Origin of the sequence: Halomonas sp. B23F22_20 (assembly GCF_043496985.1) — a bacterium.
Taxonomy (GTDB): Bacteria; Pseudomonadota; Gammaproteobacteria; order Pseudomonadales; family Halomonadaceae; genus Halomonas.
Genome location: NZ_JBIEKH010000009.1, coordinates 1 through 26963 on the forward strand (window position 1 = coordinate 1; position 26963 = coordinate 26963).

Sequence of the window (26963 nt, forward strand, 5' to 3'; positions counted from 1 at the left end):
CTGCGGGCTGCGGGCTGCGGGCTGCGGGCTGCGGGCTGCGGGCTGCGGGCTGCGGGCTGCGGGCTGCGGGCTGCGGGCTGCGGGCTGCGGGCTGCGGGCTGCGGGCTGCGGGCTGCGGGCTGCGGGCAGGATGATAATGCCGTCCTGCCCGCGGCTGACGCAAAGCGTCTCGCTCGAGGCCCGAGGCCCGAGCTGAGCCTTATACCTCCAGGTAGTCGAGGATGCCCTCACCGGCCTGCCGACCTTCGAACACCGCAGTAACCACCAGATCGGAGCCGCGCACCATGTCACCACCGGCGAAGATCTTCTCGTTGGTGGTCTGGAAGGCGTAGGCGCCGTGCTCGGGAGCCTTGACCCGGCCGCGCTCGTCGAGCTCGATGCCCACGGTGTCGAACCAGGGCGCCGGGCTCGGCTGGAAGCCGAAGGCAATGACCACGGCATCGGCGGCCACCACTTCCTCGGAGCCGGGCACCACCTCGGGGCGCTGGCGGCCGTTCTCGTCGGGCTCGCCGAGACGGGTGCGGACGACCTTCACGCCCTCGACCTTGTCCTCGCCGACCACCGCTACCGGCTGGCGATTGAACAGGAACTCCACGCCTTCCTCGCGGGCGTTGGCTACCTCCTTGCGCGACCCGGGCATGTTGTCCTCGTCGCGGCGGTAGGCACAGGTCACCGCCTCGGCTCCCTGACGGATGGCGGTGCGGTTGCAGTCCATGGCAGTATCACCGCCGCCCAGGACCACGACCTTTTGCCCTTCCAGGGAGACGTAGTCCGCCGGGTCCTTCTCGAAGCCCAGGCAGTGGTTCACGTTGGCGATCAGGTAGTCCAGCGCCTTGTGCACACCCGGCAGGTCCTCGCCCGGGAAGCCACCCTCCATGTACTTGTAGGTGCCCATGCCGAGGAAGACGGCGTCGTACTCGGCGAGCAGGCTATCGAAAGGGATGTCCTTGCCGATCTCGACACCCAGGCAGAATTCCACGCCCATCTCCTCGAAGACGGCGCGGCGGCGCTCCATCACGGTCTTCTCGAGCTTGAACTCGGGAATGCCGAAGGTCAGCAGCCCGCCGATCTCGGGATACTTGTCGAATACGACCGGCTTGACGCCGTTACGCACCAGGATATCGGCACAGCCGAGCCCCGCCGGACCGGCACCGATGATCGCCACCTTCTTGTCGGTCCAGGTGACCTGGGACATGTCCGGCCGCCAGCCCATGGCGAAGGCGGTATCGGTGATGTACTTCTCCACCGAGCCGATGGTCACGGCCCCGAAGCCGTCATTGAGGGTGCAATCACCCTCGCACAGGCGATCCTGCGGGCACACCCGGCCGCACACCTCGGGCAGCGAGTTGGTACGGTGGGAGAGCTCGGCGGCCTCCAGGATGTTGCCCTCGCTGACCAGCTGCAGCCAGTTGGGAATATAGTTGTGGACCGGGCACTTCCACTCGCAGTAGGGGTTGCCGCAGTGCAGACAGCGATGCGCCTGGGTCGCCGCGTCCTGGGGCTTGAACGGCTCATAGATCTCGGCGAACTGCTTCGCCCGCGTCACGGCCGGCTTCTTCTCCGGATCCTGACGCCCCACGTCGATGAACTGAAAGTCGTTGCTCAAACGGTTGGCCATGTTGTGTTCTCCTCTCTGCAGGCTTACTCGGGACGCCGACGGGATTCATCCAGCAGGCTGGCGAGACTCGCCGCCTTGGGCTTCACCAGCCAGAAGTGGCGGATGAAGTCGCTGAAGTCCTCGAGGATGTCGCGGCCGCGCTGCGAGCCGGTTTCCGCGACGAACTCCTCGATGATCTCCCTCAGGTGTCGCCGATGGGCCTCCATGGCCTCGGTGTTGACGCGGTGGATTTCCACCAGTTCATGGTTGTACTTGTCGACGAAGGTGCGGTCCTCGTCCAGCACGTAGGCGAAGCCGCCCGTCATGCCGGCACCGAAGTTGACACCGGTCTCGCCCAGCACCGCGACCAGACCACCGGTCATGTACTCGCAGCAGTGGTCCCCAGCCCCCTCGATCACCGCGTGGGCGCCGGAGTTGCGCACCCCGAAGCGCTCTCCGGCGGTGCCTGCGGCGAACAGCTTGCCGCCGGTGGCGCCGTACAGGCAGGTATTGCCGATGATCGCCGTCTTGTGGCTCTCGAACTGGCTCTCGCGCGGTGGCACGATCACCACCTTGCCGCCGTTCATGCCCTTGCCGACATAGTCGTTGGCGTCGCCTTCCAGGTAGAGGTGCAGGCCGCTGGCGTTCCACACCCCGAAGCTCTGGCCGGCCACGCCGGTGAAGCGGGCGGTCACCGGGGCATCCTCGAGGCCCGCTTCGCCATGGCGCTTGGCGATGGTGCCGGAGACCAGGGCACCCACAGAGCGGTCGCAGTTGGTGATCGCAAACTCGAACTCGCCACCGGACTTGTCCTCGATGGCCGTCTTCAGCGCTTCGAGCACCTCCTGGTTCTTGGCACCCGGATCATGGGGCACGTTACGGCTGACCTGGCAGAACTGCGGCGCCTCGGCGGGCACGAAGTCGTTGGTCATCAGCGGCGACAGGTCCAGCCGACGCTGGGAATCGGTCACCCCTTCGATCGCCTCGAGCAGGTCGGTGCGGCCGATCAGGTCGGTGAGCTGGCGCACGCCCAGCATCGCCATCAGCTCACGCACCTCCTCGGCGATGAAGCGGAAGTAGTGCTTGACCATGTCGACGGTGCCACGGAAGTGCTCGTCGCGCAGGTACTGGTGCTGGGTGGCGACCCCGGTCGCGCAGTTGTTGAGGTGGCAGATTCGCAGGTACTTGCAGCCCAGCGCGACCATCGGCGCGGTGCCGAAACCGAAGCTTTCGGCGCCGAGAATCGCCGCCTTGATGACGTCGAGACCGGTCTTCAGACCGCCATCGGTCTGCAGGCGAATCTTGTCGCGCAGGCCGTTGATGCGCAGCGCCTGGTGCACCTCGGGCAGACCCAGCTCCCAGGGGCTGCCGGCGTGCTTGATCGAGGTCAGCGGACTCGCCGCGGTACCGCCGTCATAGCCGGAGACGGTGATCAAATCGGCATAGGCCTTGGCCACGCCGGTGGCGATGGTGCCGATGCCCGGCTCCGAGACCAGCTTCACCGATACTTGGGCGCTCGGATTGACCTGCTTGAGGTCGAAGATCAGCTGGGCCAGGTCCTCGATGGAATAGATGTCGTGGTGCGGCGGCGGCGAGATCAGGGTCACGCCGGGCACCGCATAGCGCAGCCGAGCGATCAGTCCGTTCACCTTGCCGCCGGGCAGCTGACCGCCCTCACCGGGCTTGGCGCCCTGCGCCACCTTGATCTGCAGTACCTCGGCGTTGGCCAGGTAGGCCGGCGTCACGCCGAAGCGCCCCGAGGCGATCTGCTTGATCTTGGAAGAGCGAATGGTGCCGTAGCGGGCCGGATCCTCGCCGCCCTCGCCGGAATTGGAGCGACCACCGGCCTCGTTCATGGCTTGAGCCAGGGCCTCGTGTGCCTCCGGCGACAGCGCGCCCAGCGACATGCCGGCGCTGTCGAAGCGCGGCAGCAGGTCCTCGACGGGCTCGACCTCGTCCAGCGGCAGCGCCGTTTCGGCCGGTTTCAGCCGCAGCAGGTCACGAATGGTCGCCGGGTCACGCTCGTTGACCAGCGCCGCGAACGTCTTCCACTTGGCGTAATCGCCCTCCTGAACCGCCTCCTGCAGAGCCTTGACCACGTCCGGGTTGTAGGCGTGGTACTCGTGGCCGTGGACGTACTTCATCAGGCCGCCGTGAGAGATGCCCTTGCGCGGCGTCCAGGCCGTCTTGGCCAGCAGCTCCTGCTGCATCTGCAGCTCGGCGAAGCCGGTGCCCTCGATCCGCGAGGCCATGCCGGTGAAACACAGGTCCATGACCTCGGAGGCCAGGCCCACCGCCTCGAACAGCTGGGAGCCGCGATAGGACGCCAGCGTCGAGATCCCCATCTTGGAAAGGATCTTGAACAGGCCCTTCTGCAGACCCTTGCGATAGTTCTCGCGGGCATCGGCCGGATTGCCAACCAGCTCGCCGGTGCGATGCATGTCGGCCATGACCTGGTAGGCCAGCCACGGATAGACGGCCGTGGCACCCACACCGAACAGCACTGCCATCTGGTGGGCGTCGCGGGCGTAGCCGGTCTCGACGATCAGGTTGACCCGCGGCCGTAGGGCCAGGCGACCGAGGTGATGATGCACGGCACCCACCGCCAGGGCGGCATGAATCGGCAGCTGCCCCTTCTCAAGCTCGGCGTCGGAAAGCACCAGCAGCACCTTGCCGTCGCGTGCAGCCTGCTCGGCCTCGGCACATAGTGCCTGGAGCGCCCCCTTGAGACCGGTGACCTCGGGATCATAGGCCAGCGACAGAGTGTGGCTGACGAACGCCGGATCCTCGTGGGCCACCAGGGCGGAAAACTTGCGCGGCGACAGCACCGGAGTGGTCAGGATCAGCCGGTGTGCATGCTCCGGCGTCGCCTCGAAGACGTTGCGCTCGGACCCGATGCAGCTCTCGAGCGACATCACGATCGCTTCGCGCAGCGGATCGATAGCCGGATTGGTCACCTGAGCGAACTTCTGGCGGAAGTAGTCGGTCAGCAGCCGATGCTTGCCGGAGAGCACCGCCATGGGGGTATCGTCACCCATGGAGCCCACCGCTTCCTGGCCACTCTCGGCCAGCGGGCGCAGTACCTGGTCACGCTCCTCGAAGCTGACCTGGAACATCTTCTGCTGCACCGCCAAGGCATCGGCGTCCATGTTCTGGAAACGCGCCAGCTCGGTGAGCGCCGACTCCAGATAGCTGGCCTCCTGCTTGAGCCAGCGCTTGTAGGGATAGGCGGACTTGAGGCGCGAGTCGACGTCCTCGGTATGCAGCACCTCGCCGGTCTGGGTATCCACAGCCAGAATCTGGCCGGGGCCGACGCGGCCCTTGGCCACGACGTCTTCGGGCTTGTAGTCGTAGGTGCCGATCTCGGACGCCAGGGTGATGTAGCCGCTTTTGGTGATCACCCAGCGCGCCGGGCGCAGACCGTTGCGGTCGAGCATGCACACCGCCTGGCGACCATCGGTCATGACCACGCCGGCCGGGCCATCCCAGGGCTCCACATGCATGGAGTTGTACTCGTAGAAGGCGCGCAGATCGCCGTCCATGATCTCGACGTTCTGCCAGGCCGGCGGCACCATCATGCGCACCGCACGATGCAGCTCCATGCCCCCGGTCAGCAGGACTTCGAGCATGTTGTCCATGCTCGAGGAATCGGACCCGGTGGTATTGACGATCTCGTCCAGCTCGGCGATGTCGGGCAAGCGCGCGCTGGTGAAGTTCTCCTTGCGCGAATTGGCCCAGCCACGGTTGGCCTGGATGGTGTTGATCTCGCCGTTGTGGGCCAGCAGACGGAACGGCTGGGCCAGCGGCCAGCGCGGCGCGGTATTGGTGGAAAAGCGCTGGTGGAAGACGCAGATGGCGGTCTCGAGCCGCTCGTCGCCCAGATCCCGGTAGAAAGCCGGAAGATCCACCGGCATCACCAGCCCCTTGTAGGAGACGACCTCGGAGGACAGCGAACAGACGTAGAAATCCTCGTCGTCGCGCAGCGCCTGCTCGGTTCGGCGACGGGCCATGAAGAGTTCGACGTCAAAGGTGTCCGCGGCGGTCTCGCCAGGCTCGACGAACAGCTGACGAATGCGCGGCAGGCAGTCCAGGGCCATGGGCCCGCAGACGCTGGGATCGACCGGCACCTCGCGCCAGCCCAATACCTTGAGGCCACGACCCGCCAACTCCTGCTCGAGCGTCTCACGCCCCCGTGTCTCACGGGCGTCGTCATCGGGCAGGAAGACGGTTCCCACGGCAAAGCGCTCCCCGAGCTCGATACCCAAGGCTTCCTTGGCGGTGGCGCGCATGAAGGCTTCGGGCATCTTGAGCAGCAGGCCACAGCCGTCGCCGGTCTTGCCATCTGCGGCGATACCGCCCCGGTGGGTCATGCAGGTCAGTGATTCGATAGCGGTCTGCAGCAGATCGTGGCTGGCCTGACCCTCCATATGGGCGATCAGTCCGAACCCGCAGTTGTCGCGAAACTCGCCGGGTTGGTGAAGACCTCTGTTCATGGGCGTGCCTCAGTGTTGAAAGGATTTCATTCGCAGTATTTTTGTGGTATTATTTAAAGTTTTTCTTTTTTTATGATGCCCATTCTGCGGCATCATGACTGCGCGGCAAAAGGTTTGACAGCATAGCCACCGCCCCCTTCCCATGCAATGCCCCCGCCTCGCCACCACCCCAAAAATCATTGTCAAATCCGCTACTTGGCGAACCGCTCAAGAAAAAAACCACCACAACTCAACGGCTTGCACCGCCCTCTCGCCGGCACTTCCCATTGACACTTCACACATAGACTTTGGTCTATCACCCCAGATAACCCCCATGCCGATGCTGCATATGGCATGCGCGTTCCATAATTCTTGACACCCCTACCACCCCATCGTGCAAAGGGTTTCCACAAACGACGACGCCCGCTGCGAAAGGCAGCGGGCGTCGAGAGAGCGACAACCAGAACGCGTCGTCAGCGTCGGGGAAATGCTTCCAACAGAGCAGCCAAGGTGTCGGGAGGGGTCTCGTCGTGAACACAGGCCTCCCCGAGGCGCGTCAGCAGGATCAATCGCAGGCGCTCGTCGAGATTCTTCTTGTCCAGACGCATGATCGACACGAAGTCTTCGACGCCCATCTCGACCGGCGCAGCCAACGGTAGACCGGCGTCTTCCAGGATCGCACGAGTGCGCGCCACATCGGCTTCGGACAGCCAACCCAGCCGCCGGGACAACTCCGCCGCCATCAGCATGCCTGCCCCCACCGCCTCACCGTGCAACCAGCAACCATAGCCCTGATGGGTCTCGATGGCATGCCCGAAGGTATGGCCCAGGTTGAGCAGTGCCCTCACCCCCTGCTCGGTCTCGTCCTCGGCAACGATCTCGGCTTTGAGGCTGCAGCTGCGCTCGATGGCACGGGCCAGGGCGACGACCTCGAGCCCCTGCAGCGCCGGCATGTTCGCCTCCAGCCAGGCCAGGAAATCGGCATCGCGGATCAGGCCATACTTGATCACTTCGGCCAGGCCTGCAGACAGCTCACGCGCCGGCAGCGTCGACAGGGTATCGGTATCGATCAGCACCGCCCGGGGCTGCCAGAAGGCGCCGATCATGTTCTTGCCGCGAGGGTGATTGACGCCGGTCTTGCCGCCCACCGAGGAATCGACCTGGGACAGCAGCGTGGTCGGCACCTGCACGAAGGCCACACCGCGCTGGTAGCAAGCCGCCGCGAAGCCGACCATGTCACCGATCACCCCGCCACCCAGCGCCACCAGGGTACAGCGGCGATTGAACCCGGCCTCGAGCAGGGCATCCCAGATGCGCTCGACGCTGGCCAGGGTCTTGGTGGCTTCACCGTCCGGCAGCACCAGCTCACGCACCGTCAGGTCATCGCCCAGGCCGGCCTTGAGCCGCTCCAGGTAGAGCGGCGCCACGGTCTCGTTGGTCACCACCATCACCTGGCGACCAGCGAGATGGGGTCTCAGCCGTTGGGGGTCCCCTAGCAGACCAGGGCCGATATGGATGGGATAGCTACGCTCACCCAGGGCGACGCGCAGGGTGCTCTGGGCCTCTTCGGGTCGGGTCATGGTTCAGGCCTTGCAATGAAGGGGATCGATCATCCGCTCGACGCGACGCACGATCTCGTTGGACACCGCACGAGGGCCACGGCGATCGGTACGCACCACCATGTCGGCGGTCGCCCGATAGAGCGGGTCGCGCGTCCGGAACATCTCCTCGAGCACCTGCTCGCGGTCGCCACGCTGCAGCAGTGGACGGTTGCGATCCTTGGCGGTTCGCCGCAGCTGTTGCTCCACGGTAGTGTAGAGATAGATCACCGTACCACCGTCGCGCAGCATCCGGCGGTTCTCCTCGCGCAGCACGGCGCCACCGCCGGTGGCGATGACCACTCCCTCGCGCGTTGCCAGCTCTTGGATCATCTGCGTCTCGCGCTCGCGGAAGCCCGCCTCGCCCTCGACGTCGAAGATCCAGGGAATGTCGGCACCGCAACGATCCTGAATCTCATGGTCGCTGTCGAAGAAATCTCGTGATAGCTCGGCCGCCAGAAGGCGGCCGATGGTGCTCTTTCCGGCCCCCATGGGGCCAATCAATATCAGGTTGGGTAATGCCGGCATCAGCGAATCGCCAGGTTGTCATCCAGTATTCGGGGCGTGATGAATACCAGCAACTCTACCTTATCGTTGGAGTCCTCGGTATAGCGGAACAGATTTCCGAGCACCGGCAGGTCGCCGAGCAGGGGCGTCTTGAACAGGCTACGTACCTGCTCGGTGGTCAGAATACCGCCCAGCACCACGGTCTCGCCGTCGCTCACCAGCACCTGGGTGTTGATCTCGTTGGTATCGATGGCGGGCACGCCGTTGAACATTTCCCCCACGGTATCGTTGTTGATGGCCAGATCCATGATGATGCGATCGTCCGGGGTAATCTGCGGCGTCACCTCCAGCGACAGTACCGCTTCCTTGAACTCGGTGTCGGTCGCCCCGCTGGAGGTCGACTCCTGATAGGGGATCTCGGTGCCCTGCTTGATCACGGCAGTACTCTGGTTGGCGGTGATCACCCGCGGCTGGGAGATGGTCTGGCTCTTGCCTTCACTCTCCAGGGCTCTCAGCTCCAGATCGAGAAGGATGTCGCCGGAGAGGTAGCCGAAGGAAAAGCTGGTGGTGGGGTTCTCGCTGCCCAGATCCACCGCCAGCCCACCGCGCTCGAACACGGAGCCGCCGGGATCCTCGAACTGGCCGGTATACCGGCCGTCGGCATAGCGCTGTCCGTCCTGGCTCAATGCCTGCCCACTGGAAGCGCCGCCCAGGTCGAGCCGCCCGTCGCCATCGGTCGACAGCCCCCAGTTGACCCCCAGCTCCCGAGTCGCGCTGTCCCGGGCGATGACGATCCTCGCCTCGATCTGTACCTGACGCACGGCCACGTCGAGTCGCGCCAGGGTCTGCCGAATGCTGTCGATCTGGGCGGCGGTGTCCTGCACCAGCAGCGTATTGGTCCGTGGATCCACGGCAACGCGCCCACGCTCGGTCAGCAGCCCGAAACCGCTTTCGCCACGCAACAGCTGGGCGAGATCCTCGGCCTTGGCGTACTTGACCTGAATGTATGCGGTCTCCATGGGCGCCAGGGTCTCGAGCTGCTCACGAGTCTGCAGTTCCAGCTGCTCGCGGACCGCCAGCTCCTCGGCCGGCGCCACCACGATGACGTTGCCTTCCTGGCGACTGGCCAGGCCATGGCTCTTGAGCACCAGATCCAGGGCCTGATCCCAGGGCACGTCCTCGAGATTGAGCGTGACCCGACCGGTGACGCTGTCACTGGCCACGAGATTCAAGCCGGTGAAGTCGGCGATGACCGCCAGCACCGAGCGCACCTCGATGTCCTGGAAGTTCAGGGTGATGCGCTCACCGGTATAGGGAAACGGCTCGCGCTCCTCGCGATCGCGCGCCTGGGTACTGACCGGCTGAGCCGAGATGACCAGCTGCCGCCCGGCCTGGGTGGATAGCATGGCGAAGTCGCCACTGCCCTGGATCTCGAGGGTAACGCCATCACGCCCGACCCTTGGCGTGATGCGCCGCAGGGGCGTGCCGAAGTCGGTGACGTCATAGATCTGGTTGAGCGAGGCCGGCAGGTTGACGCCATTCAAGCGAGCCACGATATCCGAATCGCCGCTCTCGCTGACCCGAGCATCGACCCCGACCCGGTCGAAGGACACCACGACGCGGCCACCGCCCTCGTCGCCTCGGCGAAAGTCGATATCGGTGATGCTGGGCCCGGTCGTATAGGAAGCGTCACTCACTGCGGATGTAGCGGTCGAGGCATTCGCGGCGGCCGACGAGGAGACCGCAACATTCTCCCCGATCGACAGACGCAAGCGATTACCCTGCTGCGTGGTGTCATAAGGCAATGGCCCCGAGAGATCGAACACCAGCCGCGTCCGCGACCCCGCCTCCAGGACGGTGACACGCTCGACCCCACCGATGCCCAGCGCCTGGCGCCGCCGATCCAGGGCGCTGCGCGTGTCCATGAGATCGATGGTCAGTCGCGCCGGATCATCGAGACGATATCCCCTCACCTCAGGCACTGCACCATCGAACACCAGATCGACCTCCAGCGCCTCGCCATCGCCCTGGCGAACATCGAGGTCGGTCAGCGTCGAGGCCGCGATGGCGGTGGTGGAGACCACCCACATGGCCAGAGCCGCGAGAGCGCGCATCATCGTTGCCATGGTTCTCTCTCCCTTTAGCTGCCTCTCCCTTTAGCGGTCTTTCCCTCGCCGATCAGGCGACGCAAGATGAACTAGCCATCCAGCGACAGCTGGATACTGCGCTCGATCCAACCACCCCGACCGGTAGGCACGACCTCTACCAGCTGCACCGAAGCCTCGGTGATGCCGACGATACGCCCATAATCCGTGCCCAGATGATCACCCACGCGCAGCCGATGCACATGGCCGTCCGGCGCCTTGACCAGGGCAGAGGCCACGTCCCCCACCGTCAGAATTCCCACCAGGTCAAGCTGCTCGAGATCGTAGGCCTCCAGGGGCTCCTTGGGGCGCGAGGCGTCCGGCGTCAGATCGACGTCCCCCGCCGGCAACTCGTGAGCTTCCGGCAACTGCGCCTGAAAAGGGCTGCGTCGATCGGCGAAGCGATAGTCTACCGAGCGATAGACCGGCATCGGTGGCAACGGATCGAGCGTGACATTGCCCGGATCGGCTCGCAGTTCGGCAAGCTGGCGCTCGAGCCCCGTCATATCGCCGTCATGACAGGCCCCGAGCGCCAGCGCCGAAGGCAGTACGGCCACGATACGCAGCCAGGCTCTCATGGCTCCCCCTGCTGCTCGACCGTCGCCGTCGAGGAGCGATAGCTGTAGGTGCGTGCCAGCATCGACAGCGCCAGTTCGCCGTCGCCCGTGGGCGCCAGCTCGAAATCATGCAGAGTGACGACACGTGGCAGATCGGCGACAGCGGAGATGAAGGAGCCAAGGCGGTGATAGTCTCCCCGCACCCGGATATCGAACGGACGTCCCACGTAGAACTCCTGCTCGACAGGAGGTTGCAGGCGGATAGCATCGATGGAGAGCTGGTTATCGAGGGCCGCCTCACTGATGTCGTCAATCAACGACGGTATCTCGGGCCCACTGGGCAGCATGGCCACCAGGCCTTCCAGTCGCGCGTCGAGCGCCTCCACCTGTTCGCGCAGACCGGACAGGTTGGCCACCTGGGCTGCCTTGCCGCGAAAATCCCGCAGCAGCCGCGCTTCCTCCTGGCGGGCGCCACGCAGCTCTTCGGCCTTCGACGCCCCCAGATACCAGTAGAGCCCGGAGAACGTCAGCACCAGCACCAACAGGCAGCACAGCCATTGCAGTGACACGGGCCAACTGCCGGCCTCCTTGATGTCCAACTCGCCCCAGTCCAGCTCGCGTAGACGGCGAAGCTCGGCGGCCAGCGTCATGGCGTCACCCCCTGGCGCTCGCGATTCGGCATGTGCTGGCCGACGGTAAGCGCGAAGCGCCGCTGCCCCTCGGCGGTCTCGACCTCGGAGAGCACCGGCACATCAAACACCGGCGAGTTCTCAAGCCCGCGCAACTGATCGGACACGTGCCGATTGTCTTCGGCCATGCCGACCAGTCGCAACTGATCACCCTGGCGCGACAGACGCGAATAATGCACCCCCTCCTCGAGGCTCGCCGCCAGAGCATTGAAGACATGCACGGTCTGCGGACGCCCGAACTGCAAGCGCTGAAACACCTCGAGACGTCGAGCGAGGTCCTCGACCTGTGCCTCGTACTGGCTGACCGTAAGGATGTCACGATCGAGCTCCGCGGTGCGTCGACGGATCAAATCATGGCGCTGCTGCTGGGCAATGAGCTGCTGTTCATAGTGCCAAGTCACGGCATATCCGCCGCCCAGACCGACCAGAGCAGCCAGCCCCAGGGAGAGGTAGAAACGCTTGCTGCGCCGCTGACGCCGCGCTTCGCGCCAGGGCAACAGGTTGATCTCGACGGTCATTTGCGCCCCCTCATCGCCAGCCCACAGGCCGTCAGCATGGCTGGCGCATCCCCCGCCAGGGTTGGGACATCGACCCGCGGATTCACCTTCATACGGTGAAAGGGGTTGGCGATCACCACCTCCATCCCGCTCTCTTCCGCCAGACGATCCGTCAATCCAGGCAGCACGCTGCCGCCACCGGCCAACAGCATCCACCGCACTTCCCGCTTGCGTCCGGAGGTGTAATAGAGCTGCAAGGAACGCCCGACCTGCTGGCCAAGGGTGTCGAGAAAGGGAGCGAGGACGCTGCGCGGGTAATCCTCCGGCAAGCCTCCGCGCTTCTTGGCAAGGCCAGCCTCTTCAAGACTTAACCCATAGCGGCTGCGGATCTCTTCGGTCAGCGCGCGGCCCCCGAAGACGGTGTCACGGCTGTAGATGATCCGGCCATCGCGCAGCACATGGAAAGCGTTCATGTTGGCACCGATGTCCACCAACGCCACGTCATGGTCACGGCCGACCGTCGGCGGCAGCTGGAGGGCAAGTTCGGTATAGGCGCGCTCCATGGCGAAGGTCTCGACGTCTACCATGGCCGGGATCAGCCCCGCTTGGCGCACGGCGTCGGTCAGCTGGCTGACATCCTGCTGACGACAAGCCACCAGCAACACGTCCTGCTGATCACCATAGCGCGCGTTCAGCCCCAGACGCTGGAAGTCGAAGACCACCTCACTGAACGGAAAAGGGATATGCTTGTCGGACTCGAGCTGGATGCGGGTCTCGATCTCGTCATCGGAAAGCGTTGCCGGCAGTGTCAGCGTCTTGGTGATCGCCGCACTGGCCGGCACCGCCACCGACACCCGCCGGCCAGTGGGCCTGGCATGATCCACGGCACGCTTCAGGGCATCGACGACTTCACCCATATCGCGAATACGCCGCTCGACCACGGCGCCTTCGCGAAGCGGTCGCACTGCGTAGCTCTCGACTTGAAAGCCGCCACCGACTCGCTTGAGCTCGATGAGCTTGACGGTGGCTGACGTGATGTCGACACCGATCAGCCCCTTGCCGGATGCCCCTAGTCGCATCTGGGCCACACTCCCGACGACTCCTGCATGGAACCGTGCGTGATCGTCCTGCTGCGGCCCCTGGGTGAATGAACCAGCAGCCATCATTCCAAGCCTGTATATCGAGGTTACATGATATTTCATGAGCTCACATGAGAAAGGGTGTCGCCAGACGTCAACGCTGGTGGTCACGCTGCCGGATTCCTATAATGGCCGTCGCGTCGCCGGAACCATTCGCTCCCTTTCCTTCGCCCCCGTTCTCAGCATGGATACCGCCTTTTCATGAAGTTCTTCAGAATCCTGGCTTTCTCGGCATTCTGGCTGCTGGTCTCGCTGTCCACCGCCTCACTCCTGGCCGTGGTAGGCGCCGCACTCTACTTCGCTCCCGGCCTGCCGGACGTGCGCCAGCTGCAGGATTTCGAGTTGCAGACTCCCCTGCGCATCTTCACCCGCGACGGCAAGCTGATCGGCGAGTTCGGTGAGGAGCGTCGCCTCCCGGTGGAGTTCGACGAGATACCCGAGGGCATGGTCCAGGCGCTCATGGCCGCCGAGGACGCTGCCTACTTCGACCACCACGGGGTCGATCCCAAGGGACTGCTGCGCGCTGCCGTCGAACTGGTCGCCAGCGGTGGCGACATCCAGTCCGGCGGATCCACCATCACCATGCAGGTGGCCCGCAACTATCTGCTGACCCTGGACCGCACCTTCACCCGCAAGATTCGAGAGATCCTCCTGGCCCTGCAGATGGAGCAGATCCTCAGCAAGCAGGAGATTCTCGAGCTCTACGTCAACAAGATCTTCCTCGGCCATCGCGCCTACGGCATCGCTGCCGCCGCCGAGGTCTACTACGATCGCCCCCTGGGTGAGCTCACCCTGGCCGAGCAGGCGATGATCGCCGGCCTTCCCAAGGCGCCGTCCGCCTTCAATCCGCTGGCCAACGCCGAGCGCGCCCTGATCCGCCGCAACTGGATCCTGTATCGCATGCGCGATCTGGGCTACATCGACCAGGCGGCCTACGACGAGGCCGTCCAGGCGCCAATCACCGCCAGCCGCCACGTGGCCAAGGCGGAGATCCCCGCCGACTATGTCGCCGAGATGGCTCGGCAGTACGCCGTCGACCACTTCGACGACGCCTATACCGGCGGCTACCACATCACCACCACCCTGGACAGCGAACTCCAGCCCGAGGCCCGTCGCGCCCTGGCCGACGGCCTGATCGCCTATGACACCCGCCACGGCTGGCGCGGACCCGAGCAGACCGATATCCCTCGCAGCCTGGCAGAGGCCCAGGAACGCACCGATCGTGAAGGCCTCGAGGAAGAGCTCGCCGAATCACCCGAAGTCATGGCCACCGCGCGGCGCGCTGCCGAGCGCAGCCAGACCGAGGTCGAGGGCGTCGAAGGCGACGTCAGCAACTGGCTTCAGGTGCTGGAACGCACGCCGGTGCTGGGTCCGTTGGAGCCGGCCATCGTGGTCGCGAGCGAGGGACGCGAGATGCGCGTCCTGGCCCGCGGCGGCGAAGTCCGCACTCTGGACTGGAATGGCCTCGACTGGGCCCAGCCCTACCGCAACGCCCGCTATCGCGGCGCGGCGCCGAGCTCGGCCGCCGAGATCGCCAGCCCCGGCGACCTGGTACGCACCCTCCAGCGCGAGGACGGCAGCTGGCGACTCTCCCAGAAACCCGATGCCCAGGGCTCGCTAGTGGTAATGGACCCGCAGACAGGAGCCATCCTGGCCCTGCAGGGCGGCTTCGACTTCGACGCCAGCAAGTTCAATCGTGCCCTTCAGGCGCGCCGCCAGGCGGGCTCCATCTTCAAGCCCTTCGTCTACCTGGCGGGCCTGAACAGCGGCGAGGTAAATCCCGCTACCGTCATCAACGATGCGCCGGTGGTGATGCAGGACGGCAGCAGCGAGCTGTGGCGCCCCAGCAATTCCAGCGGCGACTTCCGCGGCCCGACCCGGCTGCGCGAGGGCCTGGCGCGTTCTCGCAACCTGGTCACCATCCGCCTGATGCAGACTCTCGGGCTGGAGCGCACCATCGATTTCCTCGAGAATTTCGGCTTCGATCCCGAGCGGCTGCCCCACGGCCTCTCGCTGGCCCTTGGCACCACCAGCCTGACGCCTCTGGAGATGACCCGCGGCTATGCGGTGCTGTCCAACGGCGGCTTCGCCGTCGAGCCCTGGCTGATCCAGAAGGTGACCCGCGGCGAGGGCCAGACAGTGGTCGGCGAAGCCGACCCGATGGTGGCCTGCCGCGAGTGTGCCGATGGCCAGGAGACCGTCGAACGCGACGGCAAGACCTATCGCGTCGCCCCACGCGTGGCCGACCCGGCCGCCGTCTACCTGCTTCGCGACATGCTGCGCGACGTGGTAGAGCATGGCACCGCCCGCCGTGCCCTGGCCCTGGAGCGCAGCGACATCGTCGGCAAGACCGGTACCACCAACGAGCAGCGCGACGCCTGGTTCGCCGGCTTCAACACCGACCTGGCCACCACCGTCTGGGTCGGCAAGGACGACAACTCCTCCACCGCGGAATACGGCTCCCAGGCCGCTCTGCCGATCTGGATCGACTTCATGGGCAAGGCCCTGGCGGACCGCCCGGAGCACTGGCCCGACCGTCCGGATGACGTGGTCGCCCGACGCATCGACCCCGACACCGGTCGCCTGCTGCACGACGACCAGCCCGGCGGCATGCAGGAGCTGTTCCGCGCCGACCACCTGCCCGGCTATCAGCCACGGCGGGTCGACCAGGCGGTGGAACAGGAAAGCGGCTCCCAGGGGACCGGCGCCTACGAAGCCATCTTCTAGACCCGAACCGATGAGGCGGCGCCCGCCGCCTCACCTTCTTTCCACCGGACCAACCGCGAGAAGCCCCATGCGTCTCAAGGTGATCCTCGCCCTCTGGTCAGGCCTGCTGACGACAGGGGGCATCGCCCAGGCATCCCCTTTCTATGCACCGCCACCGCCGGAGGACGACGCTCCCCCCTGGAGCGGTGAAGCCGAACTCGGCTTCACCCACCTGCAGGGCAATACCAACAGCCAGACCCTGATCGCCAAGGGGCGCCTGGTCTGGCTGACCGGCAACCTGACCCACAGCCTGCGCGGCGAGGTCCGCCACGTCACCCAGGACAGCGAGACCAGCGCGGAACAGTATCTGATGGCGGCCCGCGAGCGCATCGACATCGAGGGTCCGCACTACCTGTTCGGCTTCACCCGCTGGGAGAAGGACCGCTTCAGCGGCTACGACTACCAGGCCACCGCGATCGGCGGCTATGGCCGGCAGCTGGTGAGTAACGAAAGGCACATACTGTCGCTGGAGACCGGCCCCGGCTATCGCATCGACAGCGTGACCGATGACCGCGATCGCCGGCTCGGCGTGATCTACGGCGCGCTGGACTATCGCTGGCATTTCTCCGACACCGCGAGCCTCGGTCAGGAACTCTCGCTGGAGGCCACCGACCCCAACCTGACCACGCGCTCGCTCTCCACCCTCACCGCGCGCCTCAACTCGCATCTGGCGCTCAAGCTTTCCTACGAGCTCGAGCACAACTCCCGCCCGCCCGATGCGGCCATGGCTCGCACCGACCATATCACCAGCGCCTCGCTGCTCTACGACTGGTAACTCGGGCACGCCGACACGATACGACGACGCCGGCCCGAGGGCCGGCGTCGCATCCAAAGAAAAAAAGCCTTGGCGATCAGCCGCCGTAGACGTCATCCACGGTCTTCAGCGGGTAGTGAGACGGATAGGGCTTTCGCGCCACACCGGAATCCACCGCCGCCTGGGCCACCGCCGAGGACACCCGCTCCAGCAGCCGCACATCCACCGGCGTGGGAATGATGTAGTCGCGCCCGAAGCTCATGCTGCCCCGCTCATAGGCATCCAGCACCGCCTGGGGCACCGGCTCCCGGGCCAGGTCCTTCAGGGCGTGGACCGCCGCGACCTTCATCTCCTCGTTGATGCGGGTCGCCCGCACGTCCAGCGCACCGCGGAAGATGAAGGGAAAGCCCAACACGTTGTTGACCTGGTTGGGGTAGTCGGAGCGCCCGGTGGCCATGATCACGTCGGGCCGGGTTTCCCGGGCGAGATCCGGCTGGATTTCCGGATCCGGGTTGGTGCAGGCGAAGACCACCGGGTTATCGGCCATCTTGCGAATGTGGTCAGCGGTCATCAGGCCGGGACCGGAAAGGCCGACAAACACATCGGCGCCATCGATGGCGTCATCCAGGGTCCGCTTGTCGGTCTCGACCGCGAACATCGCCTTGTACTGGTTCAGGTCCTCGCGGCCGCTGTGGATCACGCCCTTGCGGTCCAGCATCACCAGATTCTCGGCCTTGGCGCCGCAGGACACCAGCAGCTTCATGCAGGCGATGGCTGCCGCTCCGGCGCCCAGACAGACGATCTTGGCGCTCTCCAGCGACTTGCCGGCGATGTCCAGCGCATTGAGCATGCCCGCCGCGGTGACGATAGCGGTGCCGTGCTGGTCATCGTGGAACACCGGAATGCTGCACTGCTCGACCAACGCCCGCTCGATCTCGAAGCACTCAGGCGCCTTGATGTCCTCGAGGTTGATGCCCCCCCAGGTGTCGGCGATGCGCGCCACGGTATCGATGAAGGCCTGGGGGCTCTCGGCATTGACCTCCAGGTCAGTGGAGTTGATACCGGCAAAGCGCTTGAACAGCACGCCCTTGCCCTCCATGACCGGCTTGCTCGCCAGAGCGCCCAGGTTGCCGAGGCCGAGAATGGCGCTGCCGTCGGAGATGACGGCCACCAGGTTGCCCTTGCCGGTATAGAGATAGGCATTCTCGGGGTCACGGGCAATCTCGCGAACCGGCTCGGCGACGCCCGGGCTATAGGCCAGGGAGAGATCCCGGGAGGTAGCGGTGGGCTTGGTCAGCTCCACCGACAGTTTTCCGGGAATGGGCTTCGCGTGATAGTCCAGTGCCGCCTGTCTCTTCGCGTCTGTCATGCTCGGATCCGGTCTCGAATGGTGTGGTGGGCGATGAGAATATAAAAAAAACTTCCATTTCTCAACTTAGTAAAATTACGTCAACTAGAAGCCTCATTCGAAGACGTTCGGCGATATTTGCTACAACTTATACTTTCGACGAATGCCATAAAGGATTACTTATCGTGGCGCTTCACTCCTGAGAATAGCGCAAAAAAAGAACCCGCCACGGGGGCGGGTTCTTCGACGATGTCGACGGCCGGCGTCGCAGGACGCCGGCAAACGCATCAGCGCTTGAGCGCGGCACCGAAGCGCTTGTTGAAGCGCTCGACGCGACCACCGGTGGTCGCCTGCTTTTGCTTGCCAGTGTAGAAGGGGTGGCACTGCGAGCAGACGTCCAGGGACAGATCCTGATCGTTGGTGGTGCCGACCTCGAAGGTGGCGCCGCAGGAACAGGTCGCGCTGACCGTCTTGTAATTCGGATGGATACCTTGTTTCATCTTGAGCCTCGCTGCACTGTATGCCGCCACCTGATCTGCTGCCAGGCACCGCATACGGGTTGTTTGAACGTTCAAACCGGGCGCCGCCCACACTGGGTGACGCGGCGGCCGAGCATTCTAGCAGAGCCGTTCCCGGAGGCCAATTGTCTGCCACTCCCCCGCCCCCCTCGGTGCTGGGCGTCGCCATTCCCTCGCCGCTGCGTCGACTGTTCGACTACCGCCCCGCCGGCACTCCCCCCGCGGGCGGCTGGCAGCCGGGAGTCAGGGTCCAGGTTCCCTTCGGTCGACGCCAGGTGGTCGGCGTGGTGCTGGAATGCCGTGCCACCAGCGATCTGCCGTTGGCGAAGCTGAAGCCGATCGATGCCTGTCTCGATGCGACGCCGCTGCCGACGGACTGGCTGTGGCTGTGCCGCTTCACCGCCCGCTACTACCAGCATGCACCGGGCGACACCCTGCACCAGGCGATGCCCGCGCTGCTGCGTCAGGGCCGCACCCTGGAGGCCCGCACCCGAGAGCGCTGGCAAGTCACCGAGGCAGGCACTGCCGAAGCGCCCCCGACCCTGGCCCGGGCGCCCCGACAGGCCGAGCTGTTGACCATGCTGCGCCAGCATCCCCACGGCCTGGTCAGCCAGGCCATTCTCGCCCAATCCTTCGGCCGCGACCAATTGCAGGCGCTGGAGCGCAAGGGCCTGATCATGCGACGCGAGGAACCTCTTACCGCAGCTCCCCCGAGCGGCGGACCGCTGCTGGCCGAGCCGGCACTGCCGCTCAACCGCGAGCAGGCCACCGCCCTGGCCGCTCTTCACGAACGGCTGGACGCCTACCACCCCTGCCTGTTGCACGGCGTCACCGGCAGCGGCAAGACCGAGGTCTATCTGCAGCTCATCGAGGCCGTGATCGGCCGCGACCGCCAGGCCCTGGTGCTGGTCCCCGAGATCGGCCTCACTCCGCAGACCCTGGCGCGCTTCCGACGGCGCTTCCGAGTGCCGGTGGTGGCCCTGCATTCCGGACTCACCGATCATGAGCGTCTGGACGCCTGGGAGGCCGCGGCCAGCGGCCGGGCGCCCATCGTCATCGGCACTCGCTCGGCAATCTTCACCCCCCTGGCACGCCCCGGCGCGATTATCGTCGACGAGGAGCACGACGGCTCCTTCAAACAGCAGGAGGGCCTGCGCTACCACGCCCGCGACCTGGCGGTGGTACGCGCCCACCAGCATGGTATTCCGCTGGTGCTGGGCAGCGCCACCCCCTCACTGGAGACCCTGCATCGGGCACGCAGCGGCGACTACCGCCACCTCAGGCTGACCCAGCGCGCCAGCCGACACGCCCCGGCACGCCTGGAACTGATCGACCTGCGTGGCCGCCCGCGCCGAGGCGGACTGATTCCACCGGTCATCGACGCCATCGAGACGACGCTATCCGCCGGCCATCAGGTGCTCGTCTTCATCAACCGCCGCGGCTTCGCCCCGACCCTGAGCTGCCACGCCTGCGGCTGGCTCGCCGAGTGCGATCACTGTGACGCCCGCCTCACCCTGCATCGCCAGCCGCCGCTGCTGGCCTGCCACCACTGCGACCATCGCCAGGCCCTGCCTGACGCCTGCCCCGAGTGCGGCAGCGCCGACCTGCGCCCGCTGGGCAGCGGCACCGAACGCACCGAGGAGACGCTGGCTGAGCGATTCCCTGACGTGCCGGTGCACCGCATCGACCGCGACAGCACCAGACGCCGCGACGCCCTGGAGCAGACCCTGGCCGAGGTACGCCGCGGCGAGCCCTGCCTGCTGGTCGGCACCCAGATGCTGGCCAAGGGCCACCATCTGCCCCACGTCACCCTAGTGGTAGTGGTCAATGCCGATGGTGGGCTCTACGCTAGCGACTTCCGGGCACTGGAACACAGTGCCCAACTGCTCGAGCAGGTGGCCGGCCGCGCCGGTCGCGCTGCCCACCCCGGCCGTGTGCTGGTGCAGACCATGCATGCCGACGACCCCAATCTTCGCCTGCTGGCAGCCCGCGGCTACGATGCCCTGGCCGAACAGCTGCTGGAGGAGCGACGCATTGCCGCTCTGCCACCCTTCCGCTTCCTGGCCCTGCTACGCCTCGAAGCCGCTCAGGAAGCGGCCGCCACCGAACTCGGCAACCGCGCCGCCGAGTCGCTGCGCATCTATCTCGCCGAACGCGCGCTGGACGTGGACTGTCTGGGGCCGGTACCGGCCCCCATGGAGCGTCGCCAGAACCGCTACCACATGCAGCTCATGCTCGGCGCCGCCAAACGCAGCCGCCTCCACGAAGCCGGCGCCTGGCTGGTTGCCTGGCTGGAAGCCGACCCCGCGGCGCGGCGGGTGCGCTGGTCGCTGGATATCGATCCGCAGACACTGAGCTGAAAGCTGGAAGCTGGAAGCTGGAAGCTGGAAGCTGGAAGGCAGCAAGAATTCGCCACGAAGGGGGCCAAGCCTTTTCCTCTTCAAGCTTACAGCTCCTCGCCCCGGTGAAACCGGGCAAGGGTTTAAAGCCTGCGCGCAATTGTCGATAATGTGCGCCCAAATGCCCGCCGACGGGCGATAGCCATCTGCCCGCGCCACAGGACATCCGATTACCCATGAAAGACACCATCATCTCCCTGCTGGAAGGCGCCCTGGCCGAACTCAAGAACCAGGGCATGCTGCCTGCCGAGCTGGCCCCGAGCATCAAGGTCGATCCCACCAAGGACAAGGCCCACGGCGATTACGCCACCAACCTGGCGCTGATGCTGGCCAAGCCCGCCGGTAAGAAACCCCGCGAGCTGGCCGAGGCGCTGGTCACAGCGCTGCCGGCGAGCGATGCCGTGTCAAAGGTCGAGATTGCCGGCCCCGGCTTCATCAACTTCTTCGCTGCCACCGACGCCGCCGCCCAGGTCATCCGCCAGGTGCTGGACGCCGGCGACACCTTCGGTCGCAGCCTGGCAGGTCAGGGACAGAAGGTGCAGGTGGAGTTCGTCTCCGCCAACCCCACCGGCCCGCTGCACGTCGGTCACGGCCGCGGCGCCGCCATCGGTGACTGCCTGTGCCGACTGCTCGAGGCCGTAGGCTTCGAGGTCACCCGCGAGTTCTACTACAACGATGCCGGCGCCCAGATCAGCAACCTGGCGCTCTCGGTCCAGGCCAGGGTCAAGGGCATCGATCCCGAGGACGACGACTGGCCGGCCGACGGCTATCGCGGCGGCTACATCATCGACGTGGCCAACAGCTATCTGGCCGGCGAAACAGTGCACGCCGATGATCGTCATGTCACCGGCGCCGCCGATCCGGACGATCTGGAGGCCATCCGCGAGTTTGCCGTGGCCTACCTGCGCCGTGAGCAGGACCTGGATCTGCGTGCCTTCGGCGTGGAGTTCGACGTCTACTTCCTGGAGTCCTCGCTGTATCGTGACGGCAAGGTAGAGGCCACCGCCGCGCGCCTGGCCGAGAAAGGGCATACCTACGAACACGAAGGCGCCACCTGGCTGCGCACCACCGACTTCGGTGACGACAAGGACCGGGTGATGCGCAAGCAGGACGGCCATTACACCTATTTCCTGCCCGACGTGGCCTATCACCTGGACAAGTGGCAACGCGGCTTCACCACCGTGATCAACGAGCAGGGCGCCGACCACCACTCCACGGTGACCCGCGTCCGCGCCGGTCTGCAGGCACTGGAGGCCGGCATCCCCCAGGGCTGGCCGGATTACGTGCTGCACCAGATGGTGATGGTCACCCGCTCCGGCGTCGAGGTGAAGCTTTCCAAGCGAGCCGGCAGCTACGTCACCGTACGCGACCTGATCGACGAGGTCGGCCGCGACGCCACGCGCTTCTTCCTCGCCGCGCGCCGGGCCGACTCCCAGCTGACCTTCGACATCGACCTGGCCCGCTCCCAGTCCAACGACAACCCGGTCTACTACGTGCAATACGCTCACGCCCGGGTGTGCAGCATGCTGCGCAAGGCCGAGTCCGCCGGCCAGCCCTTCGACCACGCCCTGGCCATGGAGCACCTGTCGCGCCTAGAGGCCGAGCAGGAGAAGGCGCTGATGAACCGCCTGGCCCGCTATCCGGAAGTGGTCGCCCACGCTGCCGCTAGCCGCGAGCCGCAGCAGATCGCCCAATACCTGCTCGACCTCGCCGCCGAGTTCCACACCTGCTACAACGCCGTCAAGGTCATGGTCGAGGACGATGCCCTGCGCAACTCACGCATGTCGCTGTTCCTTGCCGCCCGTCAGGTGCTGCGCAACGGCCTTGACCTGATGGGCGTCGGCGCCCCCGAGGAGATGTAAGCCATGGCCAGCCGCAAGCCCGCCGACGGCAACCGCAAGCGGGGCGCCACCACATCCAGGAAACGCCCCGCCAAGGCCGCCTCACGCCGTGGCGTGCCGGGCTGGCTATGGGGACTGGCCGGCCTGGTGGCCGGCTTCCTGATCTCGCAGCACCAGCATGGCACCGCTCCCTGGCAGGACGGCCCGCCCTCGACGGTGCCGCTGCCGGCCGGCGAGGCACCGAACCAGGCCAGCCGCGATCCCCAGGCGTCGGCGCCGGCGGACGAACCGCCGATGCCGACCTTCGAGTTCTACACTCTACTCCCCGAGTCGGAAGTGATCGCCCCTGGCGAGCAGGCCTCCACCGCGACACCGCCCCCGCGCCCCGCCGAGCCGGAAGAGGCCTCCTCAGGAGACGCCCCGGCCGACGATCCCATCGCCCAGGTAATCGCCGCCAACAGCGCGCCGGTCAAGTCCGCGGCGAACCGCGCCGAGGACGGCAAGCGCTATATGCTGCAGGCCGCCTCCTTCCGCGAGACCAGCGACGCCCAGCGGCTGGCCGGCCGCCTCAAGGACTTCGGCCTGCTGGCCCAGATCAGCGAGGTCCAGACCGGCGACGGCGCCACCTGGCATCGGGTCCAGGTCGGCCCCTACCGGGATCGCCGCGAGCTGACCCGCGCCCAGGACCTGATGGCCACCCAGGGCATCGAGCCGCTGCTCATCCAGCTGCAGTAAGCCGCGCCGGTTGAATTCCGGCCACGCCGCCCACACCTTTCCCTCCAGCTTATGCACGGCGTCACCCAGGTGACGCCGCGGGTACAAAGTCATCGGGAGCCCCCGCTCCCACAAGGAGTCTCCTCCATGACCACGATCGTTTCCGTGCGTCGCGGCGACCAGGTGGCACTGGCCGGCGACGGCCAGGTGTCGCTGGGCAACACCGTGATGAAGGGCAACGCCAGCAAGGTGCGCCGTCTCTATCGCGGCCAGGTGCTGGCCGGTTTTGCCGGCGGCACCGCCGACGCCTTCACCCTCTTCGAGCGCTTCGAGGCCCAGCTCGAGAAACACCAGGGCCACCTCACCAAGGCTGCCGTGGAACTGGCCAAGGACTGGCGCACCGACCGCGCCCTGCGCCGCCTGGAGGCGCTGCTGGCCGTGGCCGACAAGCACGCCTCGCTGATCATCACCGGTAACGGCGACGTGGTGGAGCCCGAGCGCGGCATCATCGCCATCGGCTCCGGCGGCAACTTCGCCCTGTCCGCCGCCCGAGCCCTGCTCGAGAACACCGAATTATCGGCCCGCGAGATCACCGAAAAATCGCTGGAGATCGCCGGCGATGTCTGCGTGTTCACCAACCATCACGTCACGCTGGAAGAGCTCTGATCATGACCCGGATGACCCCCCGCGAGATCGTTCACGCCCTGGACCAGTACATCGTCGGCCAGCAGGATGCCAAGCGTGCCGTGGCCGTCGCCCTGCGCAATCGCTGGCGGCGCATGCAGCTCGACGAGGAGCTGCGCCAGGAAGTCACGCCCAAGAACATCCTGATGATCGGCCCCACCGGCGTGGGCAAGACCGAGATCGCCCGTCGCCTGGCCAAGCTGGCCCGCGCGCCCTTCATCAAGGTCGAAGCCACCAAGTTCACCGAAGTGGGCTACGTCGGCCGCGACGTCGAGTCGATCATCCGCGACCTCACCGAGGCCGCCATCAAGCTGGTGCGTGAACAGGCCAAGGAAGAGGTGGGCCACCGCGCCGAGGACGCCGCCGAGGACCGCATCCTCGACGCCCTGCTGCCGCCGCCGCGCGGCCAGGAAAACGAGCCACGCACCGAGAACGCTACCCGTCAGTCGTTCCGCAAGAAGCTGCGCGAGGGCCAGCTCGACGACAAGGAAATCGATATCGAGGTCACTCCCCAGAGCCAGGGTGTCGATATCATGACGCCGCCGGGCATGGAGGAGATGACCAGCCAGCTGCAGAACCTGTTCTCCAGCATGGGCAAGCAGAAGACCGAGACCCGCCGGGTGGCGGTCAAGGACGCCTTCGCGCTGCTACGCGACGAGGAGGCCGCCAAGCTGGTCAATGAGGACGACATCAAGCAGCGCGCCATCGAGGCCGTCGAGCAGCACGGCATCGTGTTCCTCGACGAACTCGACAAGGTCGCCAAGGGCAGCGGCCAGTCCAGCGGCGGCGAGGTATCCCGCGAGGGCGTGCAGCGCGACCTGCTGCCGCTGATCGAGGGCTCCAGCGTCTCCACCAAGTACGGCATGGTGAAGACCGATCACATCCTGTTCATCGCCTCCGGCGCCTTCCACCTGTCGCGCCCGTCGGACCTGATCCCGGAGCTGCAGGGCCGCCTGCCGATCCGGGTGGAGCTCAACGCCCTGACGCCGGAAGACTTCAAGCGCATCCTCACCGAGCCTTCCGCGGCCCTGACCCGCCAGTACCAGGCGCTGATGGCCACCGAGGGCCTGGATGTGACCTTCACCGACGACGGCATCTCACGCATCGCCGAGATCGCCTGGAAGGTCAACGAAGGCACCGAGAACATCGGCGCCCGCCGCCTGCATACGGTGATGGAGCGCCTGCTCGAAGAAGCCTCCTACCAAGGCTCCGACCTGGGCAGCCCGCTGACCATCGACGCCGCCTACGTCGACTCACAGCTCGGCGAACTGGCGCTGGATGAGGATCTGTCGCGTTACATTCTGTGAGGCCTGCGCCAATCAGCAAGTACACAGGCTTCGATGCGAGAGCTGGAAGCTATAAGCTGTAAGCTTGAAGAAACATCGGCCTGTAGCTGGGACGATTGGCCACGCCGCCGCAAGCGATCACAACCATCGCTTGCGGCGGCGGTTGCTCTCTTCCAGCTTCAAGCTCACCGGAGGTGCCCATGTCCGCCCCCATTCCCACCCGAGTGCACTACCACAAACAGGCCCGCGAGCTGGAGCTGACCTTCGATGGCGGCGAGAGTCATCGGCTGTCGGTGGAATACCTGCGGGTGTTCTCGCCCTCCGCCGAGGTGCGCGGCCATGGCCGCGGCCAGGAGACCCTGCAGGTCGGCAAGAAGCACGTCGGCCTGGCCAATATCACTCAGGCCGGGCGCTATGCGCTCAAGCTGCACTTCGACGACGGCCACGACAGCGGCCTCTACAGCTGGGACTACCTCCACGAGCTTATCGTGAACCGCGAGGCCAACTGGGCCGACTATTTACGGCGCCTGGAAGAGGCCGGAGCCTACAGGGAGCCATTGGGCATCGAGATCAAGCAGCTGTAGAGGCGCCGTCAAGACAAGCCCCCCCGGGGGGCGCTACAATGCGCCCCATCGTGCGGGGCCGCCGAGCCTCGCCTCTCCATGTGCAGCTGACTCGGGAGCCTCCCTCGCATGACCCCCAGCGACAAGCGCACCACCCACTTCGGCTACCAGGAAGTCCCGGTCGACGAGAAGGCCTCCCGCGTGGCCGACGTCTTCCACTCGGTGGCCGCCCGCTATGACGTGATGAACGATCTGATGTCGTTCGGCATCCATCGGCTGTGGAAGCGCCTGACCATCGAACGCGCCGGGGTCCGCCCGGGCCACAGCGTGCTCGACATCGCCGGCGGCACCGGCGATCTGACGCTGAAGTTCTCGCGTCTGGTCGGCCCCAGGGGGCGCGTGGTGCTGGCCGATATCAACGCCTCCATGCTGCGGGTCGGGCGCGACAAGCTGCTCGACCAGGGCGTGGGTGGCAACGTCGAGTACGTCCAGGCCAACGCCGAAACGCTGCCCTTCCCGGACAACAGTTTCGACTGCATCACCATCGCCTTCGGCCTGCGCAACGTCACCGACAAGGACGCCGCCCTGCGCTCCATGGCCCGCGTGCTCAAGCCCGGCGGCCGGCTGCTGGTGCTGGAGTTCTCCAAGCCCGATAATCCTCTGCTGACCCGCGCCTACGACGACTACTCCTTCCACCTGCTGCCGCGCATGGGCGAGTTGGTGGCCGGCGACGCCGACAGCTACCGCTACCTGGCCGAGTCAATCCGCATGCATCCCGACCAGGAGACCCTCAAGGGCATGATGGAGGCCGCCGGCCTGGAGCGGGTCGAGTACACCAACCTTACCGGGGGCATCGTCGCCCTGCACCGCGGCATCAAGCTGTGAGGATC

General features: G+C 66.0%; 20 protein-coding genes. 9 read left to right on the forward strand and 11 right to left on the reverse strand.

Features of this window, described 5'->3' with window-relative positions; genetic code table 11:
• Positions 1–199 precede the first annotated feature (199 nt).
• The 9 genes from ACGTN6_RS08935 to pilM form a co-directional block, all read right to left on the reverse strand.
• On the reverse strand, positions 200–1618 hold the full coding sequence (locus ACGTN6_RS08935; RefSeq protein WP_394591079.1) for an FAD-dependent oxidoreductase: 1419 nt from the start codon (positions 1616–1618) through the stop codon (positions 200–202).
• Between the two features lie 23 nt (positions 1619–1641).
• Entirely contained in the window at positions 1642–6090 is a 4449-nt protein-coding gene (gltB, locus tag ACGTN6_RS08940; RefSeq protein WP_394591081.1) for a glutamate synthase large subunit, read from the reverse strand.
• A 452-nt stretch (positions 6091–6542) separates the two neighbouring features.
• On the reverse strand, positions 6543–7649 hold the full coding sequence (aroB, locus tag ACGTN6_RS08945) for a 3-dehydroquinate synthase (RefSeq protein WP_394591083.1): 1107 nt from the start codon (positions 7647–7649) through the stop codon (positions 6543–6545).
• 3 nt (positions 7650–7652) lie between these two features.
• Complete coding sequence (aroK, locus tag ACGTN6_RS08950; protein ID WP_394591085.1) at positions 7653–8195, reverse strand: shikimate kinase AroK; 543 nt, start codon at positions 8193–8195, stop codon at positions 7653–7655.
• The gene (gene pilQ / locus ACGTN6_RS08955; RefSeq protein ID WP_394591088.1) at positions 8195–10300 is read right to left on the reverse strand and encodes a type IV pilus secretin PilQ; all 2106 of its coding nucleotides are present in this window, start codon (positions 10298–10300) and stop codon (positions 8195–8197) included. Before pilQ ends, aroK begins: the two co-directional genes overlap by 1 nt.
• Positions 10301–10371: 71 nt before the next feature.
• Positions 10372–10896, reverse strand: a complete 525-nt coding sequence (locus ACGTN6_RS08960; RefSeq protein ID WP_394591090.1) for a pilus assembly protein PilP — start codon at positions 10894–10896, stop codon at positions 10372–10374.
• Entirely contained in the window at positions 10893–11525 is a 633-nt protein-coding gene (locus tag ACGTN6_RS08965) for a type IV pilus inner membrane component PilO (RefSeq protein ID WP_394591092.1), read from the reverse strand. The genes ACGTN6_RS08960 and ACGTN6_RS08965 overlap by 4 nt, the downstream gene beginning before the upstream one ends.
• The gene (locus ACGTN6_RS08970; RefSeq protein WP_394591094.1) at positions 11522–12082 is read right to left on the reverse strand and encodes a PilN domain-containing protein; all 561 of its coding nucleotides are present in this window, start codon (positions 12080–12082) and stop codon (positions 11522–11524) included. Before ACGTN6_RS08970 ends, ACGTN6_RS08965 begins: the two co-directional genes overlap by 4 nt.
• Complete coding sequence (pilM, locus tag ACGTN6_RS08975) at positions 12079–13140, reverse strand: type IV pilus assembly protein PilM (protein ID WP_394591246.1); 1062 nt, start codon at positions 13138–13140, stop codon at positions 12079–12081. The genes ACGTN6_RS08970 and pilM overlap by 4 nt, the downstream gene beginning before the upstream one ends.
• A gap of 261 nt (positions 13141–13401) precedes the next feature.
• Between pilM and ACGTN6_RS08980 the strand changes: the two genes are divergently transcribed.
• Complete coding sequence (locus ACGTN6_RS08980; RefSeq protein WP_394591096.1) at positions 13402–15927, forward strand: penicillin-binding protein 1A; 2526 nt, start codon at positions 13402–13404, stop codon at positions 15925–15927.
• Positions 15928–15994: 67 nt separating this feature from the next.
• A complete protein-coding gene (locus ACGTN6_RS08985; protein ID WP_394591097.1) occupies positions 15995–16741 on the forward strand; it encodes a DUF481 domain-containing protein in 747 nt (248 codons plus the stop codon).
• A gap of 76 nt (positions 16742–16817) precedes the next feature.
• Here ACGTN6_RS08985 and ACGTN6_RS08990 read toward each other — a convergent pair whose 3' ends face one another.
• Both ACGTN6_RS08990 and rpmE read right to left on the reverse strand, forming a co-directional pair.
• Positions 16818–18089 carry a malic enzyme-like NAD(P)-binding protein gene (locus ACGTN6_RS08990; protein ID WP_394591098.1) on the reverse strand — a complete coding sequence of 424 codons (1272 nt, stop codon included), beginning with the start codon at positions 18087–18089 and terminating at the stop codon, positions 16818–16820.
• 266 nt (positions 18090–18355) lie between these two features.
• On the reverse strand, positions 18356–18568 hold the full coding sequence (rpmE, locus tag ACGTN6_RS08995; RefSeq protein WP_183388321.1) for a 50S ribosomal protein L31: 213 nt from the start codon (positions 18566–18568) through the stop codon (positions 18356–18358).
• 20 nt (positions 18569–18588) lie between these two features.
• Here rpmE and ACGTN6_RS09000 point away from each other — a divergent pair, with 20 nt between their 5' ends.
• The 7 genes from ACGTN6_RS09000 to ubiE all read left to right on the forward strand — a co-directional run bounded on the left by ACGTN6_RS09000 (position 18589) and on the right by ubiE (position 26958).
• Entirely contained in the window at positions 18589–20946 is a 2358-nt protein-coding gene (locus ACGTN6_RS09000) for a primosomal protein N' (RefSeq protein ID WP_394591100.1), read from the forward strand.
• 215 nt (positions 20947–21161) lie between these two features.
• Complete coding sequence (gene argS / locus ACGTN6_RS09005; RefSeq protein ID WP_394591101.1) at positions 21162–22847, forward strand: arginine--tRNA ligase; 1686 nt, start codon at positions 21162–21164, stop codon at positions 22845–22847.
• A gap of 3 nt (positions 22848–22850) precedes the next feature.
• Positions 22851–23561 carry an SPOR domain-containing protein gene (locus ACGTN6_RS09010; protein ID WP_394591102.1) on the forward strand — a complete coding sequence of 237 codons (711 nt, stop codon included), beginning with the start codon at positions 22851–22853 and terminating at the stop codon, positions 23559–23561.
• 126 nt (positions 23562–23687) lie between these two features.
• Positions 23688–24206, forward strand: coding sequence for an ATP-dependent protease subunit HslV (gene hslV, locus ACGTN6_RS09015; protein ID WP_394591104.1), 519 nt, complete (start codon positions 23688–23690; stop codon positions 24204–24206).
• Between the two features lie 2 nt (positions 24207–24208).
• Positions 24209–25531: an ATP-dependent protease ATPase subunit HslU gene (hslU, locus tag ACGTN6_RS09020; RefSeq protein ID WP_394591105.1), complete on the forward strand. Its 1323-nt coding sequence runs from the start codon at positions 24209–24211 to the stop codon at positions 25529–25531.
• Between the two features lie 179 nt (positions 25532–25710).
• Positions 25711–26094, forward strand: a complete 384-nt coding sequence (locus ACGTN6_RS09025; protein WP_394591106.1) for a gamma-butyrobetaine hydroxylase family protein — start codon at positions 25711–25713, stop codon at positions 26092–26094.
• A gap of 108 nt (positions 26095–26202) precedes the next feature.
• Positions 26203–26958 (forward strand): bifunctional demethylmenaquinone methyltransferase/2-methoxy-6-polyprenyl-1,4-benzoquinol methylase UbiE, encoded by a 756-nt coding sequence (gene ubiE, locus ACGTN6_RS09030; protein ID WP_394591108.1) that lies wholly within the window; start codon positions 26203–26205, stop codon positions 26956–26958.
• Positions 26959–26963: the final 5 nt, after the last annotated feature.

What these genes read in the sequence shown, in the direction of transcription:
- pilM (WP_394591246.1), bottom strand. Translation starts at nt 13,140, where the DNA reads ATGCGACTAGGGGCATCCGGCAAGGGGCTGATCGGTGTCGACATCACG.
- ubiE (WP_394591108.1), top strand. Translation starts at nt 26,203, where the DNA reads ATGACCCCCAGCGACAAGCGCACCACCCACTTCGGCTACCAGGAAGTC.
- aroB (WP_394591083.1), bottom strand. Translation starts at nt 7,649, where the DNA reads ATGACCCGACCCGAAGAGGCCCAGAGCACCCTGCGCGTCGCCCTGGGT.
- argS (WP_394591101.1), top strand. Translation starts at nt 21,162, where the DNA reads ATGAAAGACACCATCATCTCCCTGCTGGAAGGCGCCCTGGCCGAACTC.
- ACGTN6_RS08960 (WP_394591090.1), bottom strand. Translation starts at nt 10,896, where the DNA reads ATGAGAGCCTGGCTGCGTATCGTGGCCGTACTGCCTTCGGCGCTGGCG.
- ACGTN6_RS08985 (WP_394591097.1), top strand. Translation starts at nt 15,995, where the DNA reads ATGCGTCTCAAGGTGATCCTCGCCCTCTGGTCAGGCCTGCTGACGACA.
- hslU (WP_394591105.1), top strand. Translation starts at nt 24,209, where the DNA reads ATGACCCGGATGACCCCCCGCGAGATCGTTCACGCCCTGGACCAGTAC.
- ACGTN6_RS08965 (WP_394591092.1), bottom strand. Translation starts at nt 11,525, where the DNA reads ATGACGCTGGCCGCCGAGCTTCGCCGTCTACGCGAGCTGGACTGGGGC.
- rpmE (WP_183388321.1), bottom strand. Translation starts at nt 18,568, where the DNA reads ATGAAACAAGGTATCCATCCGAATTACAAGACGGTCAGCGCGACCTGT.
- gltB (WP_394591081.1), bottom strand. Translation starts at nt 6,090, where the DNA reads ATGAACAGAGGTCTTCACCAACCCGGCGAGTTTCGCGACAACTGCGGG.
- hslV (WP_394591104.1), top strand. Translation starts at nt 23,688, where the DNA reads ATGACCACGATCGTTTCCGTGCGTCGCGGCGACCAGGTGGCACTGGCC.
- aroK (WP_394591085.1), bottom strand. Translation starts at nt 8,195, where the DNA reads ATGCCGGCATTACCCAACCTGATATTGATTGGCCCCATGGGGGCCGGA.
- ACGTN6_RS08935 (WP_394591079.1), bottom strand. Translation starts at nt 1,618, where the DNA reads ATGGCCAACCGTTTGAGCAACGACTTTCAGTTCATCGACGTGGGGCGT.
- ACGTN6_RS08980 (WP_394591096.1), top strand. Translation starts at nt 13,402, where the DNA reads ATGAAGTTCTTCAGAATCCTGGCTTTCTCGGCATTCTGGCTGCTGGTC.
- ACGTN6_RS08990 (WP_394591098.1), bottom strand. Translation starts at nt 18,089, where the DNA reads ATGACAGACGCGAAGAGACAGGCGGCACTGGACTATCACGCGAAGCCC.
- pilQ (WP_394591088.1), bottom strand. Translation starts at nt 10,300, where the DNA reads ATGGCAACGATGATGCGCGCTCTCGCGGCTCTGGCCATGTGGGTGGTC.
- ACGTN6_RS08970 (WP_394591094.1), bottom strand. Translation starts at nt 12,082, where the DNA reads ATGACCGTCGAGATCAACCTGTTGCCCTGGCGCGAAGCGCGGCGTCAG.
- ACGTN6_RS09000 (WP_394591100.1), top strand. Translation starts at nt 18,589, where the DNA reads ATGCCGCCACCTGATCTGCTGCCAGGCACCGCATACGGGTTGTTTGAA.
- ACGTN6_RS09025 (WP_394591106.1), top strand. Translation starts at nt 25,711, where the DNA reads ATGTCCGCCCCCATTCCCACCCGAGTGCACTACCACAAACAGGCCCGC.
- ACGTN6_RS09010 (WP_394591102.1), top strand. Translation starts at nt 22,851, where the DNA reads ATGGCCAGCCGCAAGCCCGCCGACGGCAACCGCAAGCGGGGCGCCACC.